The 19,036-nt window shown below is 42.2% G+C and carries 19 protein-coding genes; 9 read left to right on the top strand and 10 right to left on the bottom strand.

Features of this window, described 5'->3' with window-relative positions; genetic code table 11:
- Positions 1-540: 540 nt before the first annotated feature.
- Together perR and bcp are read right to left on the bottom strand one after the other, a co-directional pair.
- Positions 541-1,029: a peroxide-responsive transcriptional repressor PerR gene (perR, locus tag NIE32_RS04085; RefSeq protein ID WP_290443440.1), complete on the bottom strand. Its 489-nt coding sequence runs from the start codon at positions 1,027-1,029 to the stop codon at positions 541-543.
- A gap of 298 nt (positions 1,030-1,327) precedes the next feature.
- Positions 1,328-1,795 (bottom strand): thioredoxin-dependent thiol peroxidase, encoded by a 468-nt coding sequence (gene bcp / locus NIE32_RS04090; RefSeq protein WP_253053304.1) that lies wholly within the window; start codon positions 1,793-1,795, stop codon positions 1,328-1,330.
- Positions 1,796-2,154: 359 nt separating this feature from the next.
- Here bcp and NIE32_RS04095 point away from each other — a divergent pair, with 359 nt between their 5' ends.
- The 8 genes from NIE32_RS04095 to NIE32_RS04130 all read left to right on the top strand — a co-directional run bounded on the left by NIE32_RS04095 (position 2,155) and on the right by NIE32_RS04130 (position 9,213).
- Positions 2,155-2,808 carry an NUDIX hydrolase gene (locus tag NIE32_RS04095; RefSeq protein ID WP_253053306.1) on the top strand — a complete coding sequence of 218 codons (654 nt, stop codon included), beginning with the start codon at positions 2,155-2,157 and terminating at the stop codon, positions 2,806-2,808.
- A 100-nt stretch (positions 2,809-2,908) separates the two neighbouring features.
- Positions 2,909-4,204, top strand: coding sequence for a glutamate-1-semialdehyde 2,1-aminomutase (locus NIE32_RS04100; RefSeq protein ID WP_253053308.1), 1,296 nt, complete (start codon positions 2,909-2,911; stop codon positions 4,202-4,204).
- 69 nt (positions 4,205-4,273) lie between these two features.
- Positions 4,274-5,338: an FUSC family protein gene (locus NIE32_RS04105; protein ID WP_253053310.1), complete on the top strand. Its 1,065-nt coding sequence runs from the start codon at positions 4,274-4,276 to the stop codon at positions 5,336-5,338.
- Positions 5,339-5,521: 183 nt separating this feature from the next.
- Positions 5,522-5,860: a lmo0954 family membrane protein gene (locus NIE32_RS04110; protein WP_253053312.1), complete on the top strand. Its 339-nt coding sequence runs from the start codon at positions 5,522-5,524 to the stop codon at positions 5,858-5,860.
- Between the two features lie 146 nt (positions 5,861-6,006).
- Positions 6,007-6,645 (top strand): PspA/IM30 family protein, encoded by a 639-nt coding sequence (locus NIE32_RS04115; RefSeq protein WP_253053314.1) that lies wholly within the window; start codon positions 6,007-6,009, stop codon positions 6,643-6,645.
- A gap of 168 nt (positions 6,646-6,813) precedes the next feature.
- Positions 6,814-7,545 carry a cell wall-active antibiotics response protein LiaF gene (liaF, locus tag NIE32_RS04120; RefSeq protein ID WP_253053316.1) on the top strand — a complete coding sequence of 244 codons (732 nt, stop codon included), beginning with the start codon at positions 6,814-6,816 and terminating at the stop codon, positions 7,543-7,545.
- Positions 7,542-8,588, top strand: a complete 1,047-nt coding sequence (locus NIE32_RS04125; RefSeq protein ID WP_253053318.1) for a sensor histidine kinase — start codon at positions 7,542-7,544, stop codon at positions 8,586-8,588. Before liaF ends, NIE32_RS04125 begins: the two co-directional genes overlap by 4 nt.
- Positions 8,581-9,213 carry a response regulator gene (locus tag NIE32_RS04130; RefSeq protein ID WP_253053320.1) on the top strand — a complete coding sequence of 211 codons (633 nt, stop codon included), beginning with the start codon at positions 8,581-8,583 and terminating at the stop codon, positions 9,211-9,213. Before NIE32_RS04125 ends, NIE32_RS04130 begins: the two co-directional genes overlap by 8 nt.
- Before the next feature lie 89 nt (positions 9,214-9,302).
- Here NIE32_RS04130 and NIE32_RS04135 read toward each other — a convergent pair whose 3' ends face one another.
- The 7 genes from NIE32_RS04135 to mutY form a co-directional block, all read right to left on the bottom strand.
- The gene (locus NIE32_RS04135) at positions 9,303-10,904 is read right to left on the bottom strand and encodes an ABC transporter substrate-binding protein (RefSeq protein WP_253053322.1); all 1,602 of its coding nucleotides are present in this window, start codon (positions 10,902-10,904) and stop codon (positions 9,303-9,305) included.
- Positions 10,905-11,012: 108 nt separating this feature from the next.
- Complete coding sequence (locus tag NIE32_RS04140) at positions 11,013-11,855, bottom strand: ABC transporter permease (RefSeq protein ID WP_253053630.1); 843 nt, start codon at positions 11,853-11,855, stop codon at positions 11,013-11,015.
- Positions 11,856-11,939: 84 nt separating this feature from the next.
- A complete protein-coding gene (locus tag NIE32_RS04145; protein WP_253053324.1) occupies positions 11,940-12,944 on the bottom strand; it encodes an ABC transporter permease in 1,005 nt (334 codons plus the stop codon).
- Positions 12,945-13,039: 95 nt separating this feature from the next.
- Complete coding sequence (locus NIE32_RS04150; RefSeq protein ID WP_253053326.1) at positions 13,040-14,008, bottom strand: ABC transporter ATP-binding protein; 969 nt, start codon at positions 14,006-14,008, stop codon at positions 13,040-13,042.
- A gap of 15 nt (positions 14,009-14,023) precedes the next feature.
- Complete coding sequence (locus NIE32_RS04155) at positions 14,024-14,995, bottom strand: ABC transporter ATP-binding protein (RefSeq protein ID WP_253053328.1); 972 nt, start codon at positions 14,993-14,995, stop codon at positions 14,024-14,026.
- A gap of 168 nt (positions 14,996-15,163) precedes the next feature.
- Complete coding sequence (locus tag NIE32_RS04160; protein WP_253053330.1) at positions 15,164-15,325, bottom strand: gamma-type small acid-soluble spore protein; 162 nt, start codon at positions 15,323-15,325, stop codon at positions 15,164-15,166.
- A gap of 45 nt (positions 15,326-15,370) precedes the next feature.
- Positions 15,371-16,447 (bottom strand): A/G-specific adenine glycosylase, encoded by a 1,077-nt coding sequence (gene mutY / locus NIE32_RS04165; RefSeq protein WP_253053332.1) that lies wholly within the window; start codon positions 16,445-16,447, stop codon positions 15,371-15,373.
- Between the two features lie 144 nt (positions 16,448-16,591).
- Here mutY and NIE32_RS04170 point away from each other — a divergent pair, with 144 nt between their 5' ends.
- Positions 16,592-17,581: a metal-dependent hydrolase gene (locus tag NIE32_RS04170; RefSeq protein ID WP_253053334.1), complete on the top strand. Its 990-nt coding sequence runs from the start codon at positions 16,592-16,594 to the stop codon at positions 17,579-17,581.
- Between the two features lie 239 nt (positions 17,582-17,820).
- Here NIE32_RS04170 and NIE32_RS04175 read toward each other — a convergent pair whose 3' ends face one another.
- On the bottom strand, positions 17,821-18,636 hold the full coding sequence (locus NIE32_RS04175; RefSeq protein ID WP_253053336.1) for a RecX family transcriptional regulator: 816 nt from the start codon (positions 18,634-18,636) through the stop codon (positions 17,821-17,823).
- Positions 18,637-19,036: the final 400 nt, after the last annotated feature.

A 19,036-nucleotide genomic window follows, 5' to 3' on the forward strand; every position in this document is an offset into this window, starting at 1 on the left:
AAACAGCAACTCGATTATTATAACATCTTAACCAATCAAATGTCAACATCTTTTTTTAAAGAAGAAAGAAACAGTTTGTTAGATTAACGACGCATCAACAATCGAAGTATTAAAATGACAAGAAAGATTTTAACATGTACAGCTGAACTTTGTCAACTATAAAATAAATGAGAATCGAATCTTTCTGACACGATTCGTGCTAATCATGCAAAATCTTGTAAAAGACAACGTCAACTAATTTAACATGGATCAATGAAATCGTCAATACCTTTTTTTATACAATATAGAAGTATAACTATTCATCAGAATTTTTCTTTAGAGTAGGGAAAAAAGTAACGGATGCGCGTTGGAAATAGCATGGTTCTGCAGCTTTCCGATGAGTTTTGCGCGGGAACATGCGGTTTCGCGCGCTCTATAGGTGGTTTCGCACGTTTTATTTGTTTCACGCATAATCCACAAATCGATTATTTAATACTTTCTAGACAACAAAAAACACCGCGTTGTTCACGCGATGCCGATCTATTTACTATTTGAAATTCATCATCCAACAGATGTTTCATGCCCCAGTCCCATTGTGTCCTCTTTGCTTTCTTTTTCCTGACATTCGGGGCAGAGACCATATACTTCAAGGCGATGATGGTCGACCTTAAATCCTGTGACTTGGGCAGCTAAATCCTCTACTTCATCAAGGCCAGGATAAAAGAAATCAACAATCTTCCCACACTTACTGCAAATAATATGATAGTGACGTTTTGTAGAAAAATCGAAACGGCTGGATGCATCACCGTAGGTTAATTCTTTAACTAATCCTGTCTTTTTGAAAACACGCAAGTTATTATAAACCGTTGCAACACTCATATTTGGAAACTTGTGTTCAAGGGCTTTATAGATTTCATCTGCAGTAGGATGTGAATCGGAAATTACTAAGTATTCAAGAATCGCATGACGCTGCGGTGTAATACGTACCCCGGAGCTCTTTAACATTTCAATAGCATGATCTACTTTTAAAGTTTTTTCGCTCATCGCCATGCACCTCGCTTTCAACAATATTAATAATCAAAATCAATTATCAGATTAAAATCGTTATAATTACATTTTCAGTGTACATTGTTAAAGCTTATCCTGTCAATGCTCAGCACTTCTACTTGCCGATTCTTATAGGATGTCCTCATCATCTAGTTTGTCGCTCTTTACCAAAATAAATGCATGACGAATCATTATTGTCGGCAACAAGTATAGATGAAAAAATCGAGAGCCGCGGCTCCCGATTTTTTCATTTAACGAGCTATTGTGAGAACAACCTCTACTTGTTATTACCGCTTATGCTTTACGCTAGATGTTCTTTTACATAGGCATAGACTTCGTCAACATGGCCGGCAACCTTTACTTTTGGCCAAACTTTATCAATAACTCCTTCTTTATTGATAATAAATGTAGAACGCACAATGCCCATTGCCTTTTTCCCGAAGTTATTCTTCATCTGCCAACTCCCGTATTGCTCTGCAACCGCATGATCCGGATCGGAAAGAAGCGTAAAAGGCAATGTGTGTTTCTCAGTAAATTTCTGATGTTTCTCTACAGTATCTGGGCTAATCCCCAACACTACCGTATTCAATTGTTCAAAAAGTTGGTTCTGATCGCGAAAATCGCAAGCCTCCGTTGTGCATCCCGGTGTCATATCTCTTGGATAGAAATAGAGAACAACATTCTTGCCCCTAAAGTCTTCAAGTTTTACGGTGTTCCCCTCTGTTGCCTTCAATTCAAAATTTGGTGCTTCGTTTCCTGCTTCTAACATTTTCCTAATTCCTTTCATTTTAAAATAACATGCATTTCATCCGTTACCACTCACTGATAACTTTCCCAAAAGGTGTTCGTTCAGTGCGTTCCTTCTATAATAATATATCAATCGTTAAAAAAACGTTAAGCGGAACGCTCAGAAACACATCCAATGTGTAAACTGTTTCTTAGAGGAATAATGTGCTGAAAGATATAACGGATTGTTTATCAACAAATGTTGTATTTTCATGGAAGGTTTAGTAGGGCGTGGTACGAGACGCTGCCGCGAACCGTTCCCGGAGCCACAATCAAGCTAATATTAACACTTACACACATTAGTGCAGTGAGCGCAAGAGTGCTATTAATGATAAAATAGATATGGAAACTGTTAGCGTGGGTGATTTTATGGATATCAAGAGCATTGCAAGACGCATTGAAAATGACGAAGCGATTATTGGTGAAGAAACTGCGAAAAAGTCTGCAGTTTTTATTCCTCTGATCCTTCAAGAGGATACATGGTCAATCTTATTGGAAGTTCGTGCCGCTCAATTAAAGAGGCAACCTGGAGATATTTGTTTTCCAGGTGGACGGAGCGAAAAAAGAGATGGTTCAGTGCGCGAAACCGCGATTAGAGAAACGTGCGAAGAACTTGGCATCACAAAGGAACACATCACGATGATTGGGCAAATGGGAACATGCATTACCACCTCTGAACTTTTTATCTATCCTTTTGTGGGCGTCCTTGATCAACCGGAACTGATTCGCCCAAATCCGGATGAAGTTCAAGAGATCTTTACCATTCCGCTTCCTTGGCTGATGAAGCAAATTCCTGAAAAACATATGCTCACCTTCTCTGTGAACGAATCCGATGATTTTCCCTATGATCGAATTGTTTCCGGGAAGAACTATGCATTTCGCGACCTACAAATCACCGAACCCTTTTATGATTATGAGGGCCGAACAATTTGGGGACTCACCGCACGCGTACTCGAACACTTTGTTTTTCTCATGAATCATCGCATGTTCGATTAATTCTTCACTGAGAGTAGATTTACTTGTTATTTCTTAATCGTTAATAGATACTTATTAATGGTAATAAATGAACCCAATGGTTTAAGGAGAGGTTAGGCACATGGATATACATACTTCTGAATCACTTTACAAAGAAGCACTGGAAAATATCGTTGGCGGTGTTAACAGTCCGTCACGTTCTTTCGCTGCCGTCGGCGGTGGCGCACCAGTCTTTATGAAAAAAGGAAAAGGCGCATACTTCTGGGATGAAGATGGTAACCGATACATTGACTATCTTGCAGCTTATGGCCCAATCATTACAGGATTCGCTCATCCGCACATTACCGAAGCGATTAAGAAGCAAGCTGAACTTGGTGTGCTTTATGGAACACCGACAGCACTGGAATCAAAGCTTGCCATCATGTTGAAAAAGGCAATTCCGTCCTTAGATAAAGTTCGTTTCACAAATTCAGGAACTGAATCGGTAATGTCTACTGTTCGCGTTGCCCGCGCTTACACTGGCCGAACGAAAATCTTGAAATTTGCCGGCAGTTATCATGGCCATTTTGATCTTGTTCTAGTCGCAGCAGGTTCAGGCCCATCGACGCTTGGTTCACCGGATTCTGCAGGTGTTACCGAAAGCACAGCCAAAGAGGTCATTACTGTACCGTTTAACAATGTTGAGACATTGAAACAAGCCTTTGATAAATGGGGTCAGGATATTGCCGGCGTTCTCGTTGAACCGATTGTCGGAAACTTTGGTATGGTTATGCCGAAACCAGGTTTTCTCGAAGCAATTAATGACATTGCGCATAAAGCCGGCGCAGTTGTCATCTTTGATGAAGTCATCACGAACTTCCGTTTCATGTACGGCGGTGCACAAAACTATCTCGGTGTTACACCTGACCTTACAGCGATGGGTAAGATCATTGGTGGTGGACTACCCATCGGTGCTTACGGCGGAAGAAAAGAAATTATAGATGAAGTTGCACCTCTTGGCCCTGCCTATCAGGCAGGAACAATGGCTGGTAACCCGCTCTCTATGGCAAGTGGTATTGCTTGTCTTGAAGTACTCCAAACACCAGGCATTTACGAAGAGATGGATCGCTTAGGTAAGAAACTGGAAGAGGGGATCTATGCAGTAAATGAGCACTATCATCTTCCGATTGCTATCAATCGTATTGGTGGTTCCATGACGTTGTATTTCTCAGATCATGAAGTTACAAACTATGATGAAGCGAAAGCAACCGATAGTGAAATGTTTGGCCGCTTCTTCAAATATATGTTAGAAAAAGGCGTAAATCTTGCCCCTTCGAAGTATGAAGCGTGGTTCCTGACAACCGAGCATACGGAGAAGGATATTGACGAAACTCTTGAAGCCGTTGATTATGCATTTGCTCAGCTCGCAAAATCATGAGTGTACTTAATTAAGAGAGCGGCTTGAGCCGCTCTCTTTTTCGTTAACGATCAAAGGAGGTTGATGGTCATGCATCTTGGTGCACGCAGTCTTAAGACCGGAGTAGCCGTAACCATTGCTTTAATGACGTCAATTGCTTTGGGGATGACACCACCCATAATGGCCGGTGTTGCAGCAGCAATGACCACCCGCCCTTCGGTTCAACGCTCGCTCCGTGCCATGGTTCAGAACATCATTGGGAACTTTATTGGTGCGCTCATCGCTGTGGGCGTTGTCATCATCTTTGGCGACACGCCAATTGTTGTCGGTCTTGCGGTTGTCTTTGTCATTGCGCTTCATCTCAAATTTGGACTCCATCGGACCTTGACACTAACGATGGTAACCGTCATCTTCATCATGTCCAGCGGCATGCAGGGCAACGTGCAATTTCTCTTAGAAGGCGTTCGCAGATTTTCGATGATCTGTATTGGCGTAGTGTCTGCAACCTTAGTGAACTTGTTGATCTTCCCGCCGCATTATGAGAAAACACTCTATGAACAGATTCTAGCTCAGACTACCCAGCTGTTTAAGTGGATACGTTTGCTTAGTGGTGGCGCTTCGGATAATACCAAGATCAAGAGTGAAATGGACGCTTTTGATCGTAATAAGTTGAAAATCGAAAATTATTATCATTGGTATAAGGAAGAGCGTATTTTCAGTAGAAAGTCACGACTCGCAAAGTTGAGACGCACAGTCATTTTTCGTGAAATGATTACCGCGACTCGTCTCCTACATCAAGCACTGAACGAACTCGATCGAAATGAGAATACCTATCGACTGCTTCCCGACGCTTTCCGCGAAACACTGCGTCTCCAGCTCAGTGGATTAATGACGTTCCATGAACGAGTTTTGCTCAAATTCGATGGCAAGATAAGACGGAAACGTCATGAAGAGCAGGCGAAGAAAGACTACAAGCATCGATCGGAAATTGCGGATACGTTCTTCTCTTTCTTTGCAGAGAATAACACGGATGATTGGCTCGATGTATTACCACTTATATCGACGATTATCGATTATAGCCAGCATGTTGAACATCTTGATTTACTTGTTGAGAGTTATCAATCCTTTCATAAGAAAGTGAATCCTATTTCATAATTAAAGAACACCTGTGTCGATCTGGACACAGGTGTTCTTTTTATATCTGCACGACTTCACAGCGATGCCCAAGCAGAGTTCCCTTTCTAAGACTAAAGACGTACCCGAAGATACAGCTCTCGCTCATTATGGAGAAATCACGTCTTTTGTATGATTAAGTCACGGAAAGGGGGATGAAATCTAATGAAAAAATTTGCACTGTTTCTACTTGGAATCGTCAGTTTAATCGTCCTGCTCACTCACGTTGGCCCAATGATCGGATTGATCGTCAGCCTTGCTGTTCTCTACTTTGCTTTTAAGAAATTCAATCACGCAGATTCCACCGCAGGAAAACTGTTGTGGGCGATCATCGGAACTATTGCCTTGATCTTTTCCCTTGGTAACGTTCCTGCCATCGTCGGCATTGTCGCACTTGCCGGCCTCTCCTTTGCTTATAAAGCTTGGGATAACAAGACAGATTACGTTGAATCCAATAACCCATTCGATCATTTTGAGAAAGAATGGAAAGAATTTCGTTCATGAATGCACTAGGAAACAATGAGAATGTCCCAAAAGTGGCAGCCCACTTCTGTCTCAATATGGTTGCGCATTTACGCTTAAGCAGCTTATGAAAAGTTGTCTGACACTCAAATTTTTATAAAAAGCATTTGAAAAAGGAGATTATACAAATGAGTAATCTATTCACCCGACTAAAAGACTCAATCTCGGCAGATCTTAACGACCTGCTTGATCAAAAAGAGCAAAAGAATCCCATAGCTATGCTTAATCAACATTTGCGTCGCTGTGAGAAAGAAGTGAAACGGGTTCGCGAACTGATTGACCGTCAATATCTACTGAAAGATCAATTTATTAAGGAATACCATGAAGCATCCGACATGGCGGACAAAAGAGCGCATCAAGCGAACATCGCCGAGCGCGCATCGGAAACAGAGCTCTATGCTTTTGCTACGCGAGAACAAGCCGATTACAAACAAAAAGCCGAACGATTGAAAAGTGCCTATGATACCACCGTACAACAACTTGATCAACTGGAGCAAAAATACGCAGAAATGAAACGAAAATTAAAGGATATGTACCTCAAGCGTATGGAACTGATGAGCCGTGAAAATATCGCAAATGCTAACCATCGGATCAACACAATCATTGAGCCGGAACGCGCATTTGGCCAATCCTTTTCCAGATTCGAGGAAAGCGAACTCTACCTTGAACAACTGGAACAAAAAGTCAATACACGTCATCATCAAAATGCTATTGATGCACGAATCCGAGAGCTCGAACGTGAATTGGAAAAGAGTAACGCACAATAATGAAGTGATTCTACGCTACAGAACTCGGTAATCCGCTGTTCTTCACTCAAACATGAGGAGCAGCTAGCCTGTCCCCTGTAAGGGTGCTAAAATGAGAAAAGGCGTGTTCCACGCCTTTTCTACTCTATTTGAAGGTAAAACCACAGCGAGAAAGGCAGATGACGACCATTGTTTCAGCAACTAAAAAAAGATCAATACAGCTGGCTTATTATTGTCTGCCTTCTCCTCGTTGTGATTCAAACCACGTTTGACGGTTGGGGCTTTCTCTTCCCAGCTGTTTTATTTAGTGCCTTGCTCTATTACGGTCGAAAGAATAAACCGAAAAAAAAAGGGAAAATCCTGTTCTGGATCGGTTTGATTGGCCTTGGTTTCACCATTCTCAATCTACTTGTTTTTAAACTCATCATTATTGCCTTATTTATCTGCTTCCTCATTGATTTTATTCAGAGAAAAAAGCATCCGAGACAAATCGTTCCGGATTTTGAGCATCCTTCCGCACCTGGTGATGAGCAGATCAACATACTCCCTACTCTCTTAAAAAATAAATGGTTTGGCCACCAAGAAACGCCTCATGAAGATTATGAATGGCGCGATATTACGATTCAGACAGGTGCCGGAGATACGATTATTGATTTAAGCCACACGATTCTTCCAAAAAGGGAATCGATTATCTTCATTAGACATCTTGCCGGCAGAATCAAAATTCTCGTACCCTATGATGTCGACGTATGCTTACATTATTCAGTTGTTCTCGGACAACTGGACTTCTTTGATCATCATGAACATCAATTGGTTCATGAAGTAAGGGCACTACAGACAAGTCGTTATGCTGAGGCCGACCAGAAAGTGAAAATCATGATCTCTTCTTTAGCAGGCGGTCTGGAGGTGCGACGCATATGACCGCGATCAAGCGCTCTGTAATGATCGGCATCGGTTTCGCACTGACTTGCCTTTTACTCTTTTCAACGGTCTTCTTTTTCACATTTCCACTAAGCGACTGGAACATGCTTTGGAAACAACAGATTGGCCATCTTCCCTTTGTTTTTATCGTCCCTATTCTTGCCTTATTCATTGGTGCTCTGGCTGGATTGATCACCGGGCTACACTGGCGTCAGCAAATGATTCTTTTAGACGATGCTCTCGAAAGAGTGGAACAAGGCAAACCCATTGATGCAAATCAGTCTATGGGTCATTCAGCTGAATTAAAAACGATTTTCGAGCACACAAACAAATTAAGTACTCAAATGACGAAACTGACTCAACTCGCCCAACAAACGGCAAACACTACTTCCGCAATTGAGGAAAAAGCGATTCAGAAGATCGTATCTGAAGAAAGAAATCGGCTTGCTCGAGAACTGCATGATTCGGTCAGCCAACAACTGTTTGCCGCTTCGATGCTCATGTCGACAATCAATGAACTGCGCCACGGATCTGATGATTCAGAAAGCCGGCAACTTAAGCTCGTTGAACAAACCATTCATCAATCCCAGCTTGAAATGCGAGCTCTGTTTCTCCATCTTCGACCTGTTCAACTTCACGGCAAAGCATTAAAGCAAGGAATGGAAGAATTGCTGCTCGAATTAAAACAAAAAGTGCCCATGACTATCCATGCGACCATCGAATCTGTGAAACTTGATCGCGGGATTGAGGATCAACTCTTTCGTATTTTACAAGAATCGGTTTCGAACACTTTGCGTCATGCAAAAGCACAAAATCTGGACGTTCTCCTCGTTAAACGTGAATCCTTTGTCATTCTTCGTATCACGGATGACGGAATCGGTTTCCAAGTAAAAGCGTCGAAACCCGGTGCTTATGGGCTTCAGAATATAAAAGAACGTAGTACTCAAATTGGTGCGCAAATGAAACTAGTGAGTGTACCAAATCAAGGAACGCAGCTAGAAGTTAAAGTGCCGATAATAAAAGGAGAGGAACGCTTTGATTAATGTTGTTCTTGTTGACGATCATGAGATGGTACGCATCGGTGTTTCGGCTTACCTATCTGCCCAACCCGACATCAACGTTGTCGGTGAGGCGGATAATGGTCGTGACGCCATAGATTTGGTGCTGCACCTGCGACCAGACATTGTCCTGATGGATCTCGTGATGGAGGAAATGGACGGTATCGAAGCAACAAAGCGTATTGTTGAAAAATGGCCAGAAGTGAAAATCATTATTGTGACAAGTTTTCTTGATGATGACAAGGTGTATCCTGCAATCGAAGCCGGAGCAACCAGTTACCTTCTTAAGACATCCAAAGCAAGCGATATTGCAAAAGCGATCCGATCAACTGATCATGGACAATCTGTTCTTGAACCTGAAGTTACGGAAAAAGTGATGGCTCGTATGAAGACGAGACAGAACAGGCCACTGCATGATGAACTCACAAATCGTGAAATGGAGGTTCTCCTGCTCATGGCCCGAGGAAAAAGCAACCAAGAAATCGCTGATGACCTTTTTATTGCTTTGAAAACAGTTAAAGTGCATGTGAGCAACATCCTGAGCAAATTGGAAGTACAAGATCGCACTCAAGCGGTTATCTATGCATTTCAGCATAATCTTTGCCAATGAATTGGAGCAAAAGATATCTTGCATTGAAAAAGCAAAGCCCCCCGTCATCCTGCATAGAGGATGACGGGGGGCTTTCTTGTTTAAGGAAATTATTTAATCGTTACGTCTTCGAGAGGTTCACTACCGGTAGGGCTTGGTGCAAAACCGGAAATTGTGCTCTTGCCAACGAGTGCGGCTTTCGCATATTCGAGTGGAACCCAAGGAGCGTCTTCATGAATAATCTTCTGAGCTTTTTCATAGAGTGCAACACGTTTTGCATCATTTGTTTCCGTTTGAGCAGCGATCAGCACTTTATGAAGCGGTTCACTCTTATAGAAGGAAAGGTTGTTTGAACCGGCACTATCTTTATCAAGTAATGTGTAAAGGAAGTTGTCCGGATCTCCGTTATCGCCAATCCAACCCATGAGATACATTGGAGCGCCGCCCTTTTGCAGCTTAGTAATGTATGAAGACCATTCAACGTTTTCAATTTTTACTTTAACACCGATCTTTGCAAAGTTAGCTTGAAGTGCTTCAGCTGTCTTTGCTGGCTGTGGCATATAGTCACGTGGGTTCGACATCGTATACAGTGTCGTCGTGAATCCATGTGGATAACCTGCTTCAGCAAGCAATTTCTTCGCAGCTTTCAGATCAAATGGGTAATCTTTGATGCTCTTATCAAAGCCAAGAAGCACTGGTGGCATTGGGTTCGTTGCTGGTTGTGCCTGTCCGTTGTAGAAAGCCTTATTGATCGCTTCTTTATCAACAGCCATGTTCAATGCCTGACGAACTTTTTTATTGTCAAAAGGCTTCATTGTTACATTAAAGCCAAGGTAAGCAACGTTCATCGGTGGACGATAGTAGACATGAAGATCTTTGTCGCTCTTCAAGCCATTGATATCACTTGGGTTCAGACCATCCATAATATCAATTTCGCCGTTTTTCAGTGCATTCAGACGAGAACTGTTGTCCGGAATGACTTTAAAGACAATGGAGTCAAGTTTTGGCAATCCTTTTTTCCAGTAATGTTTGTTTTTAACCAATGTAATCGTATTGTTCTTTTTCCAGTTCTTAAATACAAATGGGCCAGTACCGACTCCGGAATTAGCACCGTATTTGTCGCCGTATTTCTTAATTGCTGTCGGACTTGAAATGGCGAAAGGTGACATTGCCAAGTTCTTCAAGAATGGTGCGGAAGATCTTTTCAGTGTGAACACTACTGTGTTAGCGTTCGGTGCGGTAACACTCTTAATTACGAGACTGGCGTCACCTTTATAACCGCCGAACATTGAAGGGAAGTATGCGAATTTTCCTGATTTCTTGCCATTCATCCAACGTTCAAAGTTGTAGACAACAGCATCTGCGTTAAATGCAGTACCATCAGAGAATTTCACGCCTTTACGAAGATTGAAGGTATATGTTTTTCCGTCGCTGCTGATTTTCCAGCTCGTTGCGAGGCTTGGTTTTACCTCCGTAGTTTGATTCTTATAGTCGTAAGCTACCAAAGTGTCAAAAATATTCTGTGTCACTCGGAATGATTCACCATCTGTAACCACAGCTGGGTCAAGAGATGTTGTATCAGCGCCACGGCCGAAAACAAGCGTCTTGCTGCTATCGTCGGATTTGCTTGACGAACTATTGCCGCAACCCGTAAGTGCCATTGCAAGTGCAATAACAAGGGCGAGCGTCAAGCTCAAATACTTCTTCTTCATAAATATCCCCCTTACATTCTTATGTCTGTCTAGTAAATCTTTACCATTGTACCTCTTATTTTCCACACAGACAACTGACTAACGAGAAAATTAAGAATACTAGATTTATTAATTTTTCATCCGTGGATCCAGTGCATCACGAAGGCCATCACCGATGAGATTAAACCCAACGACAACGAGTACAATAGCTAGTCCGGGAAACAATACAGTCCATGGGGCATTCTGAATATATTCCCTAGAGTCAGAGAGCATCTTGCCCCACTCTGGAAGCGGTGCCTGTGCACCCATACCAAGAAAACCCAGTCCTGCGGCATCAAGAATTGCTGTCGCAATATTTAGAGTCCCTTGAACAATAATCGGAGCAAAACTATTGGGTAGGACGTGATGAAAAATAATGCGCATATCCCCCATACCGATTGAACGCGCGGCCACGACATATTCCTCTTCTTTAACCGTGAGTACTCTTGATCGAACCAGACGGCCGAACACAGGCACATTAACGATGGCGATCGCAACGAGTGCATTGTTCAATGATGGTCCGAGAATCGCAACAATCGCGATCGAGAGCAAGATACTCGGGAAGGCGAGCAAGATATCAAATGCACGTGAGATCAGTACATCCAGAAATTTGCCGAAGTAACCGGCAATCACACCGAGAAAGGTGCCAACGATGATTGATCCGATTACTGCCAAAAATCCAACACGCAGTGAAAGGCGTGCGCCAAATATGATTCTGCTGAAGATATCGCGACCAAAATCGTCGGTACCAAACCAATGAGCAGCCGACGGGGGTTGGAGCCTTATTCCAATATTCTGGTCATTAATACCTTGCGGAGTTATGAAGTTCGCAAAGATTGCCAGAAGAACGAAGAAAGCCACAATAATGCTTCCCGCTATGGCAGGCTTATTTTTTCTAAATGCCTTCCAAAAATCGTTGATCGCCATGATCATCGGGCTTTTGTCTTTCACAATGTATTGCTCAGGTTTGGCCTGAGTTGCTTGTGACATCCTTCACCCCTTCTTTCCTATGTGTTTTTAACGGTACTTAATTCGAGGATCAAACAGTCCATACAGCAGATCAACAATGAAATTGACCATAACAAAAATGAAAGCAATGACGAGAATTCCTGATTGAATGACCGGATAATCACGATATTGAATCGCATTGTAAATGTATAACCCAACACCGGGCCAACCAAAGATGGTTTCAGTCAATATTGCACCGCCTAGAAGTAATCCGGTTTGAAGACCAATAACAGTCAGAATCGGTATAAAAGCATTTTTCAAGGCATACTTGTAGACAATCCATATCATGCGCTGCCCTTTCGCTTTCGCTGTTCGAATATAATCGGACTTCAGTACTTCAAGCATACTGGAACGTGTCATTCTCGCGATAATTGCTGTTGGAATCGTAGCGAGAGCGATCGCCGGGAGAATTAAATGCCGGATGACCATCCAGAATTGATCAAAACGACCTTGCAACAGGGTATCGATCAAATAAAGGTTGGTAATCGGATTAACACTATTCCTTATATCATCTCGACCAATCGAAGGTAGCCATTGCAGCTTAATTGAAAAGCCCCATTGTTCAAGAAGGCCGAGCCAGAATACAGGCATGGACACACCAATAAGTGCAAGAATCATAGCCGTATAATCCAAAAAAGAATTCTGTTTCCATGCACTAATAATACCTGCGTTAATCCCAACAAATACGGCGATGATCATCGCAACGAATGAAAGTTCGATGGTTGCCGCCAAATGTGGCCATATTTCACTGGAAATTGGAGAATTGGTTTGAATCGATGTACCTAAATTTCCACTCAATATATCCTTTAAATAGGAAAAGTATTGAACATACCAAGGATTATCTAACCCTAACGATTTGTTTAGGCTGTGTATAGCTTCAGGGGTTGCTTTTGTTCCAAGGATGGTCAAAGCAGGATTACCTGGTATCGCATGAATAATTCCAAATACGATCAACGTCATGCCAAGGAGAACAGGGATAAGCATAAGCAACCTTTTTACTGAATAATACAACATGAATACGTTCACCTCTCTTGTGACACACAGCAGTTCGTGTGATGGTAACTCAGGCATCGCCAATGCCTTTTGCATGCCAAAGGCGATAAATTATTTTAATGAAAAAGATGGCAAGAAACCATTCTGCCGTCATCCAATTTCTTTAAATGCGGTCGTTCTTTCGAGCAAATGTCCATCGCAACCGGACAACGGTCATGGAACGTGCAACCAGCCGGTGGGTGTGCAGGGCTCGGTACATCACCTTGAAGGATAATGCGTTGTGTTTTCACTTCCGGATCAGGAACGGGTACTGCGGATAGCAATGCCTTTGTATATGGATGATTCGGATGGTTATAGAGATTCTCGCTTTCGGAGAGTTCCACAATCTTTCCTAGATACATAACGCCTACACGGTCACTGATATGCCGCACAACACTTAGATCATGAGCAATGAAAATATAAGTAAGATTGAACTGTTTCTGCAAATCTTTCAAAAGGTTCAAAACTTGAGATTGGACCGAAACATCCAGAGCTGAAACTGGTTCGTCGGCGATAATCACTTTTGGGCGAACGGCTAGGGCTCTAGCGATGCCAATTCTTTGTCGCTGTCCACCACTAAATTGATGCGGATAACGTCCGGCATGATATGCGCTCAATCCGACAAGTTCCAGTAGTTCTTCTACCCGCTTCTGACGCTGCTTACGATCCCCCATCTTGTGAACAATCATCGGCTCTTCAATGATATGTCCTACTGTGTGACGAGGATTCAGAGATGCAAAAGGATCCTGAAAGATCATTTGAATGTCTTTCCTCGCTTTTCGCATCTCACCTTTGGAAAGATCCATGAGATTCTTGCCATTAAAGACAATTTTCCCTTCTGTTGGTTCAATTAAGCGCATAATCATGCGACCAGTTGTCGATTTCCCACAGCCGGATTCGCCGACAATACCGAGTGTTTCTCCTTCTTGGACGGAAAAGCTAACACCATCTACCGCCCGAACAGTCTCGGAAACTTTTCCAAAACCACCACTTTTAATAGGGTAATATTTTTTGAGATTTTCAACTTGTAATAGCGGTTCACTCATGGAAGTAACTCCTTTCTACGCCTGTTCCTGATGCAGAAAACAGCGTGATTTGTGAGAATCGCCCAATAACTCGGGCGTATTCTCTTTACATTTATCCATAACAAATTCGCATCGAGGTGCGAACAGGCAGCCTTGACGAATGGATCCCGGCTTTGGAACGCTTCCTTTGATGGTATACAGCTTGTCTTTCTTTCCGTACAAATCAGGAATTGATTGAATCAACCCTTCTGTGTAGGGATGTTTCGGATGGTTAAAAATATCCTTAACATCACCTTCCTCAACGACTTTTCCCGCATACATGACAACAACTCGGTTACACATTTGTGCAACCACACCTAAATCATGAGTAATCATAATAATAGCGGTGTTCGTCTCTTTGTTCAGTTTTACCATCAAGTCCAGAATTTGTGCCTGAATGGTTACATCTAGGGCCGTTGTCGGTTCATCCGCAATCAAGACCTTTGGATTACAGGACATTGCCATGGCAATCATCACGCGTTGCCGCATCCCTCCTGAGAGTTCATGCGGATATTCATTAAGAAGTTCTTTTGCTCGAGGCAAACCGACTAATTTTAACAGTTCAACTGCTCGATCAGTTAACGCCTGCTTTGAAAGATGATTATGTAAACGAATGGCTTCTATTAATTGATCACCAATTGTAAAAACCGGATTGAGCGAGGTCATCGGTTCCTGGAAAATCATCGCAATGTCATTTCCACGCAACTTTCTCATTCTCGACTCTTTTGCATGGCTGATGTCTTCACCTTTGTAATAAATATGCCCGCCTACGATTTTTCCAGGAGGGGAAGGCAATAGTCCCATAATCGAAAGAGAGGTCACACTTTTCCCACAGCCGGATTCACCGACAATGCCGAGAATTTCTCCTTCATTTACAGAAAAATTGATGCCATCCACTGCTGGAACCTCTCCATCATCTGTAAAAAAAGAGGTTTTCAATCCATCTACCTTTAAAATAGCTTCGCTCATTAGCTTTTTCACCTCCCTATAATTGGATATTATACCATTTTGTCAGAAAAGCGCAGATTTTTTTATTTTTTTGATGTGAGCAGTTCTAACAAACCTAGACCATTTTCACTTAAATAGAAAACGCCCTGTCCATAACCTGGACAGAGCGTTTTTTTCGTGCAAAGGTGATTACTGCTTATTTTGCTGCGACTTTTGGTTTTGCTGACGAACTTCTTGTGCGTTGGTTTCGCTAGCAAATTCATTGCTGAATTGTCCGTTTTTGGACTGGGCATTTTGTTTTTTCACGTGTTGTACATCAGTGCCCGCATTCATATTCATATTCTTAGCCATTGAGTATCACCTCCACCAACATAATCTAGCCAAAAGCAAGAAAAATTATGTATGTTCCTGTCGATTTTTTTTCACCCATTCGATTACCTTTTGATGAGAAACCGGAAATGGATAATGCTGCATATCATTTAAAGACATCCATTTCTCTCTTTCTTTCAACCGTCTATCTTCCTGAATCTGCCCTTTAAACAGTGAAAGCTGCCAGATCAAATGTGAGAATCGATGCGTATAAGTAAAGGACTGCTGGCGAAAGTCAATTTTACCAACTCGTGATTGAATGAACTGTTCTCTTTGACTCTGTTCTGCATACTCATCCAAAGCTACCATAGGAAATTGCCACATCCCGGCAAGCAACCCTTGCTCCGGTCGTTGTTCGATTAGATAGCGTCCGTGTTCATCTGTAATGAGAAGCACAGCATAATTCAGTGTGCGTAGTTTGGCTTTTCCAGTCTTAACAGGATATTCAAGCTGCACACCTTCTTTGTAGGCAAGACAGTAATTTTGAATCGGACATTCCGTACATTCTGTTGTCTTCGGCCTACAGATCATTGCACCGAGATCCATAAGCGCCTGGTTAAATGCTGAGGGAACTGTTTCAATGATCAAATTACTCGCTAGGGCTTCAAATTTTTTTCTCGTCTTTTGCTTTGAAATATCATCATCAATAAGAAAAACACGGGACAGCACGCGCATTAAGTTGCCATCGATTGCGGGCTCTGGTTCGTTAAAGGCAATACTAAGGAGTGCGGCTGCAGTGTATGGGCCGATTCCGGTAATTGACAACAAATCCTTTTTGCGCTCAGGAAGCGTGCTGTCGTATTTTTCAACGACCTCGCGGACACCCTCCTGAAGATGACGGGCGCGCGAATAATAGCCAAGACCTTCCCAGCATTTAAGCACTTCCTGCTCCGAAGCTGAAGCAAGTGCTGAGGGTGTTGGAAACTGCTTGATAAATCGTTCATAATAAGGAATAACTGTGTTCACTTGTGTTTGCTGAAGCATCACTTCAGAGATCCAAATATAATAAGGATTAGACGTCTCTCTCCATGGTAACTTCCGCCCTTCCTGGTGGAACCAATCGAGCAGATCATGATTAAACGACTGTATTGTTTGTAAATCCATAAGCTTCAACCTTTCACTCACTCATTTCTCTCTATACATTGCCAGAAATATCCCTTTCATTATCCTTGATTTTGTGTGACAATGAAAGCAGATAAACTGGTTTCGAAAAGCAGTTTAACAATCAAGGGAGGACACAGGTTTTCAATGGATACAGCGACTCATATTGTTATGGGATTTGGTTTGGCTGGTTTAGCGACACTTGATCCCGCCATCGTTCAAAATCCGCTGGCGTATCAAGCAGTAACAATCGGCGTTGTTGCAGGTTCTGTGATTCCTGATATTGACACGGTTCTTAAATTAAAAGATAACGCGACCTACATCCGCAATCACCGGGGTATGACGCACTCACTCCCGGCAACGATGCTTTGGCCGTTCTTGCTAACGGCAATTATTATGGCACTGATGCCGAGTGCTAGCTATGGTCACGAACTACTTTGGACATTCCTAGCCGTCTCTATTCATGTATTTGTGGACATTTTCAATGCTTACGGTACTCAAGCCGTTCGCCCGTTCACCGAAAAATGGGTAGCTTTGGGCACGATTAATATATTTGATCCCTTTATTTTCAGTATGCATTTAATCGGCTTTGGTATTTGGCAAACCATTGGCCATCCAGGGATCACTTTTAGTCTGATCTACTTGATCATTGCTGTTTATTATGTCCTGCGCGGCATCTATCATCGACAAACAATCAAAAGTGTGAAGCGGAGCATTCCCGGGCTTACGAAGATCTATCTCTCACCGACCATGCGCTGGTCACACTACCACGTGGCAGCAGAAAGCCATGATTATTACTACGTGGGTAAAATAAACGGATGCAAATTACACCTGATTGATCGATTTGAACGTACACCAATTGACTTTGATAATCCAAAGATTCAAGCTGCTGTTCAAGACAAGAACGTACGCGCTTTTCTTTCGTTTTCACCCATATATCATTGGGCAATTAAGGAACGTAACGGGAAATTTATTATTCAATTCACTGATTTAAGATACTATTCGAAAGGCACTTACCCATTCACCGCAACGGTCTGGCTTGATAAGAATCTTACCGTGCAAAGCTCATTTACAGGTTGGGTATTCAGTGAACAGAAGTTGCGTAAGAAATTAGTCATTGCTCGTTCCCATTCTTGATCGTGCAATGAAAATAAGGACCGGACGATTTTTGTCCGGTCCTTATTTTGCATTGATTATGCTTCGATTGCGCGCTATCCGCGGGCGCACCGTGAGCCTCCCTCGTACAGGCAAAAGTCTGCAGGGTCTCGCAAGCACTTGATTCCGGAGGCGTTGTGTGAAGGCTTCACATTTACCTCATTCTGCATGCCCGGCTAAGGTCAGACCAAACCGAGTTTGTAAATCATTTACTTCATATATTATTCCACATTGCTGGTCCGTTCACGTATAAATGCATTAATCGCATCCAGTGGAAAACCTTTTCGATAAAGATAGTTCTTTACTTTTAAAGCAAATTCTCGGCCTGAGTATTTCTTATATTTCTGCATCGCTTTTTCCGCCTGATGCACCAAAGCACTCTTTTCATTCTCTATCAGAAAATCAGTCATTTCATTAAGGACTTGTTCGCTAATTTCTCTGGAATAGCCTCTTTGCATGAGCAATCTGGAAAGAACAAGTCGTGCCTCGGTTTTTGATTTTTTATTTTTTACCGACGAGGTTTGTTTGATCAAGTATTTTCTTGCGTGTTCGACCTGCTGATCCAGAGGAAACAATTCATCTGCCTGCGCTGCGAGATCTTGAGCAACACCGGCTTGGATCAATTCTCTATAGATCAGTTGCGGTCCTTTTGTAGATGTTTGGATTCTCGTACGAACAAAAGAAACAGCGAACTCACTGTCATTCAGAAGATTTTCTTCTTCAAGCCGTTGAATCGCATAATGAACTTGTTCCGCACCAAATTGTTTCTTTTCAAGATATGCTCTCAACTCGAATACACTATGCATTCTATATGAAAGGTAACGTATGCCTGCATTGTAGGCACGAATTCCAGAGGCTTCATTCCTTAATACCTCTACTTGTTGAACGGATAATTCTAAGCCCTTTCGCAAACCTTCACGCACCAGAATGTCTTCATGGACACTCAGCGTTGTTATCTTTTCATCATCTTCAGAAATTTCGATATCGAAAAATCCCTGCTCTTTGTCATTCGTCCGTATTCTGGTGATCAGCGCCATGCATTCAGCCCCCAGCTCTTTTATCAATATCATATCATAAACTTTTATCTTCGTTTGGAAAAATGAGGGAAACTCCATTCGCTCTTTCTAACAGGCAGCGATGCATGATTTATGGAATAAAAAATCATTTATTTTTCTGAATTTATGAGGTCAACTAAACTGAAAATGTCAATAACTCTGTGGATAAGTGGATAACTCATGAAAATCCTTAAAGAATAACGATTCAAAATGTGTATCATTTTGTTTACAACTATTCTATTTTTTGTGGATAGTGTGCATAAGTCTGTTGAAAAGCTTGTATTACTTTGTCTTTTTTTGTCAAGTGTGTGGATAAACCTGTGGATTCTGTTCGTAACTTTTTTCGAGTTTTTTTTAATACCTTCATCCTGAGGGATTAAGG

It is taken from the genome of Sporolactobacillus kofuensis (assembly GCF_024125425.1).
In the GTDB taxonomy this organism is placed as follows: domain Bacteria; phylum Bacillota; class Bacilli; order Bacillales; family Sporolactobacillaceae; genus Sporolactobacillus; species Sporolactobacillus kofuensis.

Coding starts and splice junctions, on each gene's coding strand:
- NIE32_RS04170 (WP_253053334.1), top strand. CDS start 16,592: ATGGATACAGCGACTCATATTGTTATGGGATTTGGTTTGGCTGGTTTA.
- mutY (WP_253053332.1), bottom strand. CDS start 16,447: ATGGATTTACAAACAATACAGTCGTTTAATCATGATCTGCTCGATTGG.
- NIE32_RS04125 (WP_253053318.1), top strand. CDS start 7,542: ATGACCGCGATCAAGCGCTCTGTAATGATCGGCATCGGTTTCGCACTG.
- NIE32_RS04115 (WP_253053314.1), top strand. CDS start 6,007: ATGAGTAATCTATTCACCCGACTAAAAGACTCAATCTCGGCAGATCTT.
- bcp (WP_253053304.1), bottom strand. CDS start 1,795: ATGTTAGAAGCAGGAAACGAAGCACCAAATTTTGAATTGAAGGCAACA.
- NIE32_RS04175 (WP_253053336.1), bottom strand. CDS start 18,636: ATGGCGCTGATCACCAGAATACGGACGAATGACAAAGAGCAGGGATTT.
- NIE32_RS04095 (WP_253053306.1), top strand. CDS start 2,155: ATGGAAACTGTTAGCGTGGGTGATTTTATGGATATCAAGAGCATTGCA.
- NIE32_RS04145 (WP_253053324.1), bottom strand. CDS start 12,944: ATGTTGTATTATTCAGTAAAAAGGTTGCTTATGCTTATCCCTGTTCTC.
- NIE32_RS04150 (WP_253053326.1), bottom strand. CDS start 14,008: ATGAGTGAACCGCTATTACAAGTTGAAAATCTCAAAAAATATTACCCT.
- NIE32_RS04160 (WP_253053330.1), bottom strand. CDS start 15,325: ATGGCTAAGAATATGAATATGAATGCGGGCACTGATGTACAACACGTG.
- NIE32_RS04105 (WP_253053310.1), top strand. CDS start 4,274: ATGCATCTTGGTGCACGCAGTCTTAAGACCGGAGTAGCCGTAACCATT.
- NIE32_RS04155 (WP_253053328.1), bottom strand. CDS start 14,995: ATGAGCGAAGCTATTTTAAAGGTAGATGGATTGAAAACCTCTTTTTTT.
- NIE32_RS04135 (WP_253053322.1), bottom strand. CDS start 10,904: ATGAAGAAGAAGTATTTGAGCTTGACGCTCGCCCTTGTTATTGCACTT.
- NIE32_RS04100 (WP_253053308.1), top strand. CDS start 2,909: ATGGATATACATACTTCTGAATCACTTTACAAAGAAGCACTGGAAAAT.
- NIE32_RS04140 (WP_253053630.1), bottom strand. CDS start 11,855: ATGATCATGGCGATCAACGATTTTTGGAAGGCATTTAGAAAAAATAAG.
- perR (WP_290443440.1), bottom strand. CDS start 1,029: ATGGCGATGAGCGAAAAAACTTTAAAAGTAGATCATGCTATTGAAATG.
- NIE32_RS04110 (WP_253053312.1), top strand. CDS start 5,522: ATGAAAAAATTTGCACTGTTTCTACTTGGAATCGTCAGTTTAATCGTC.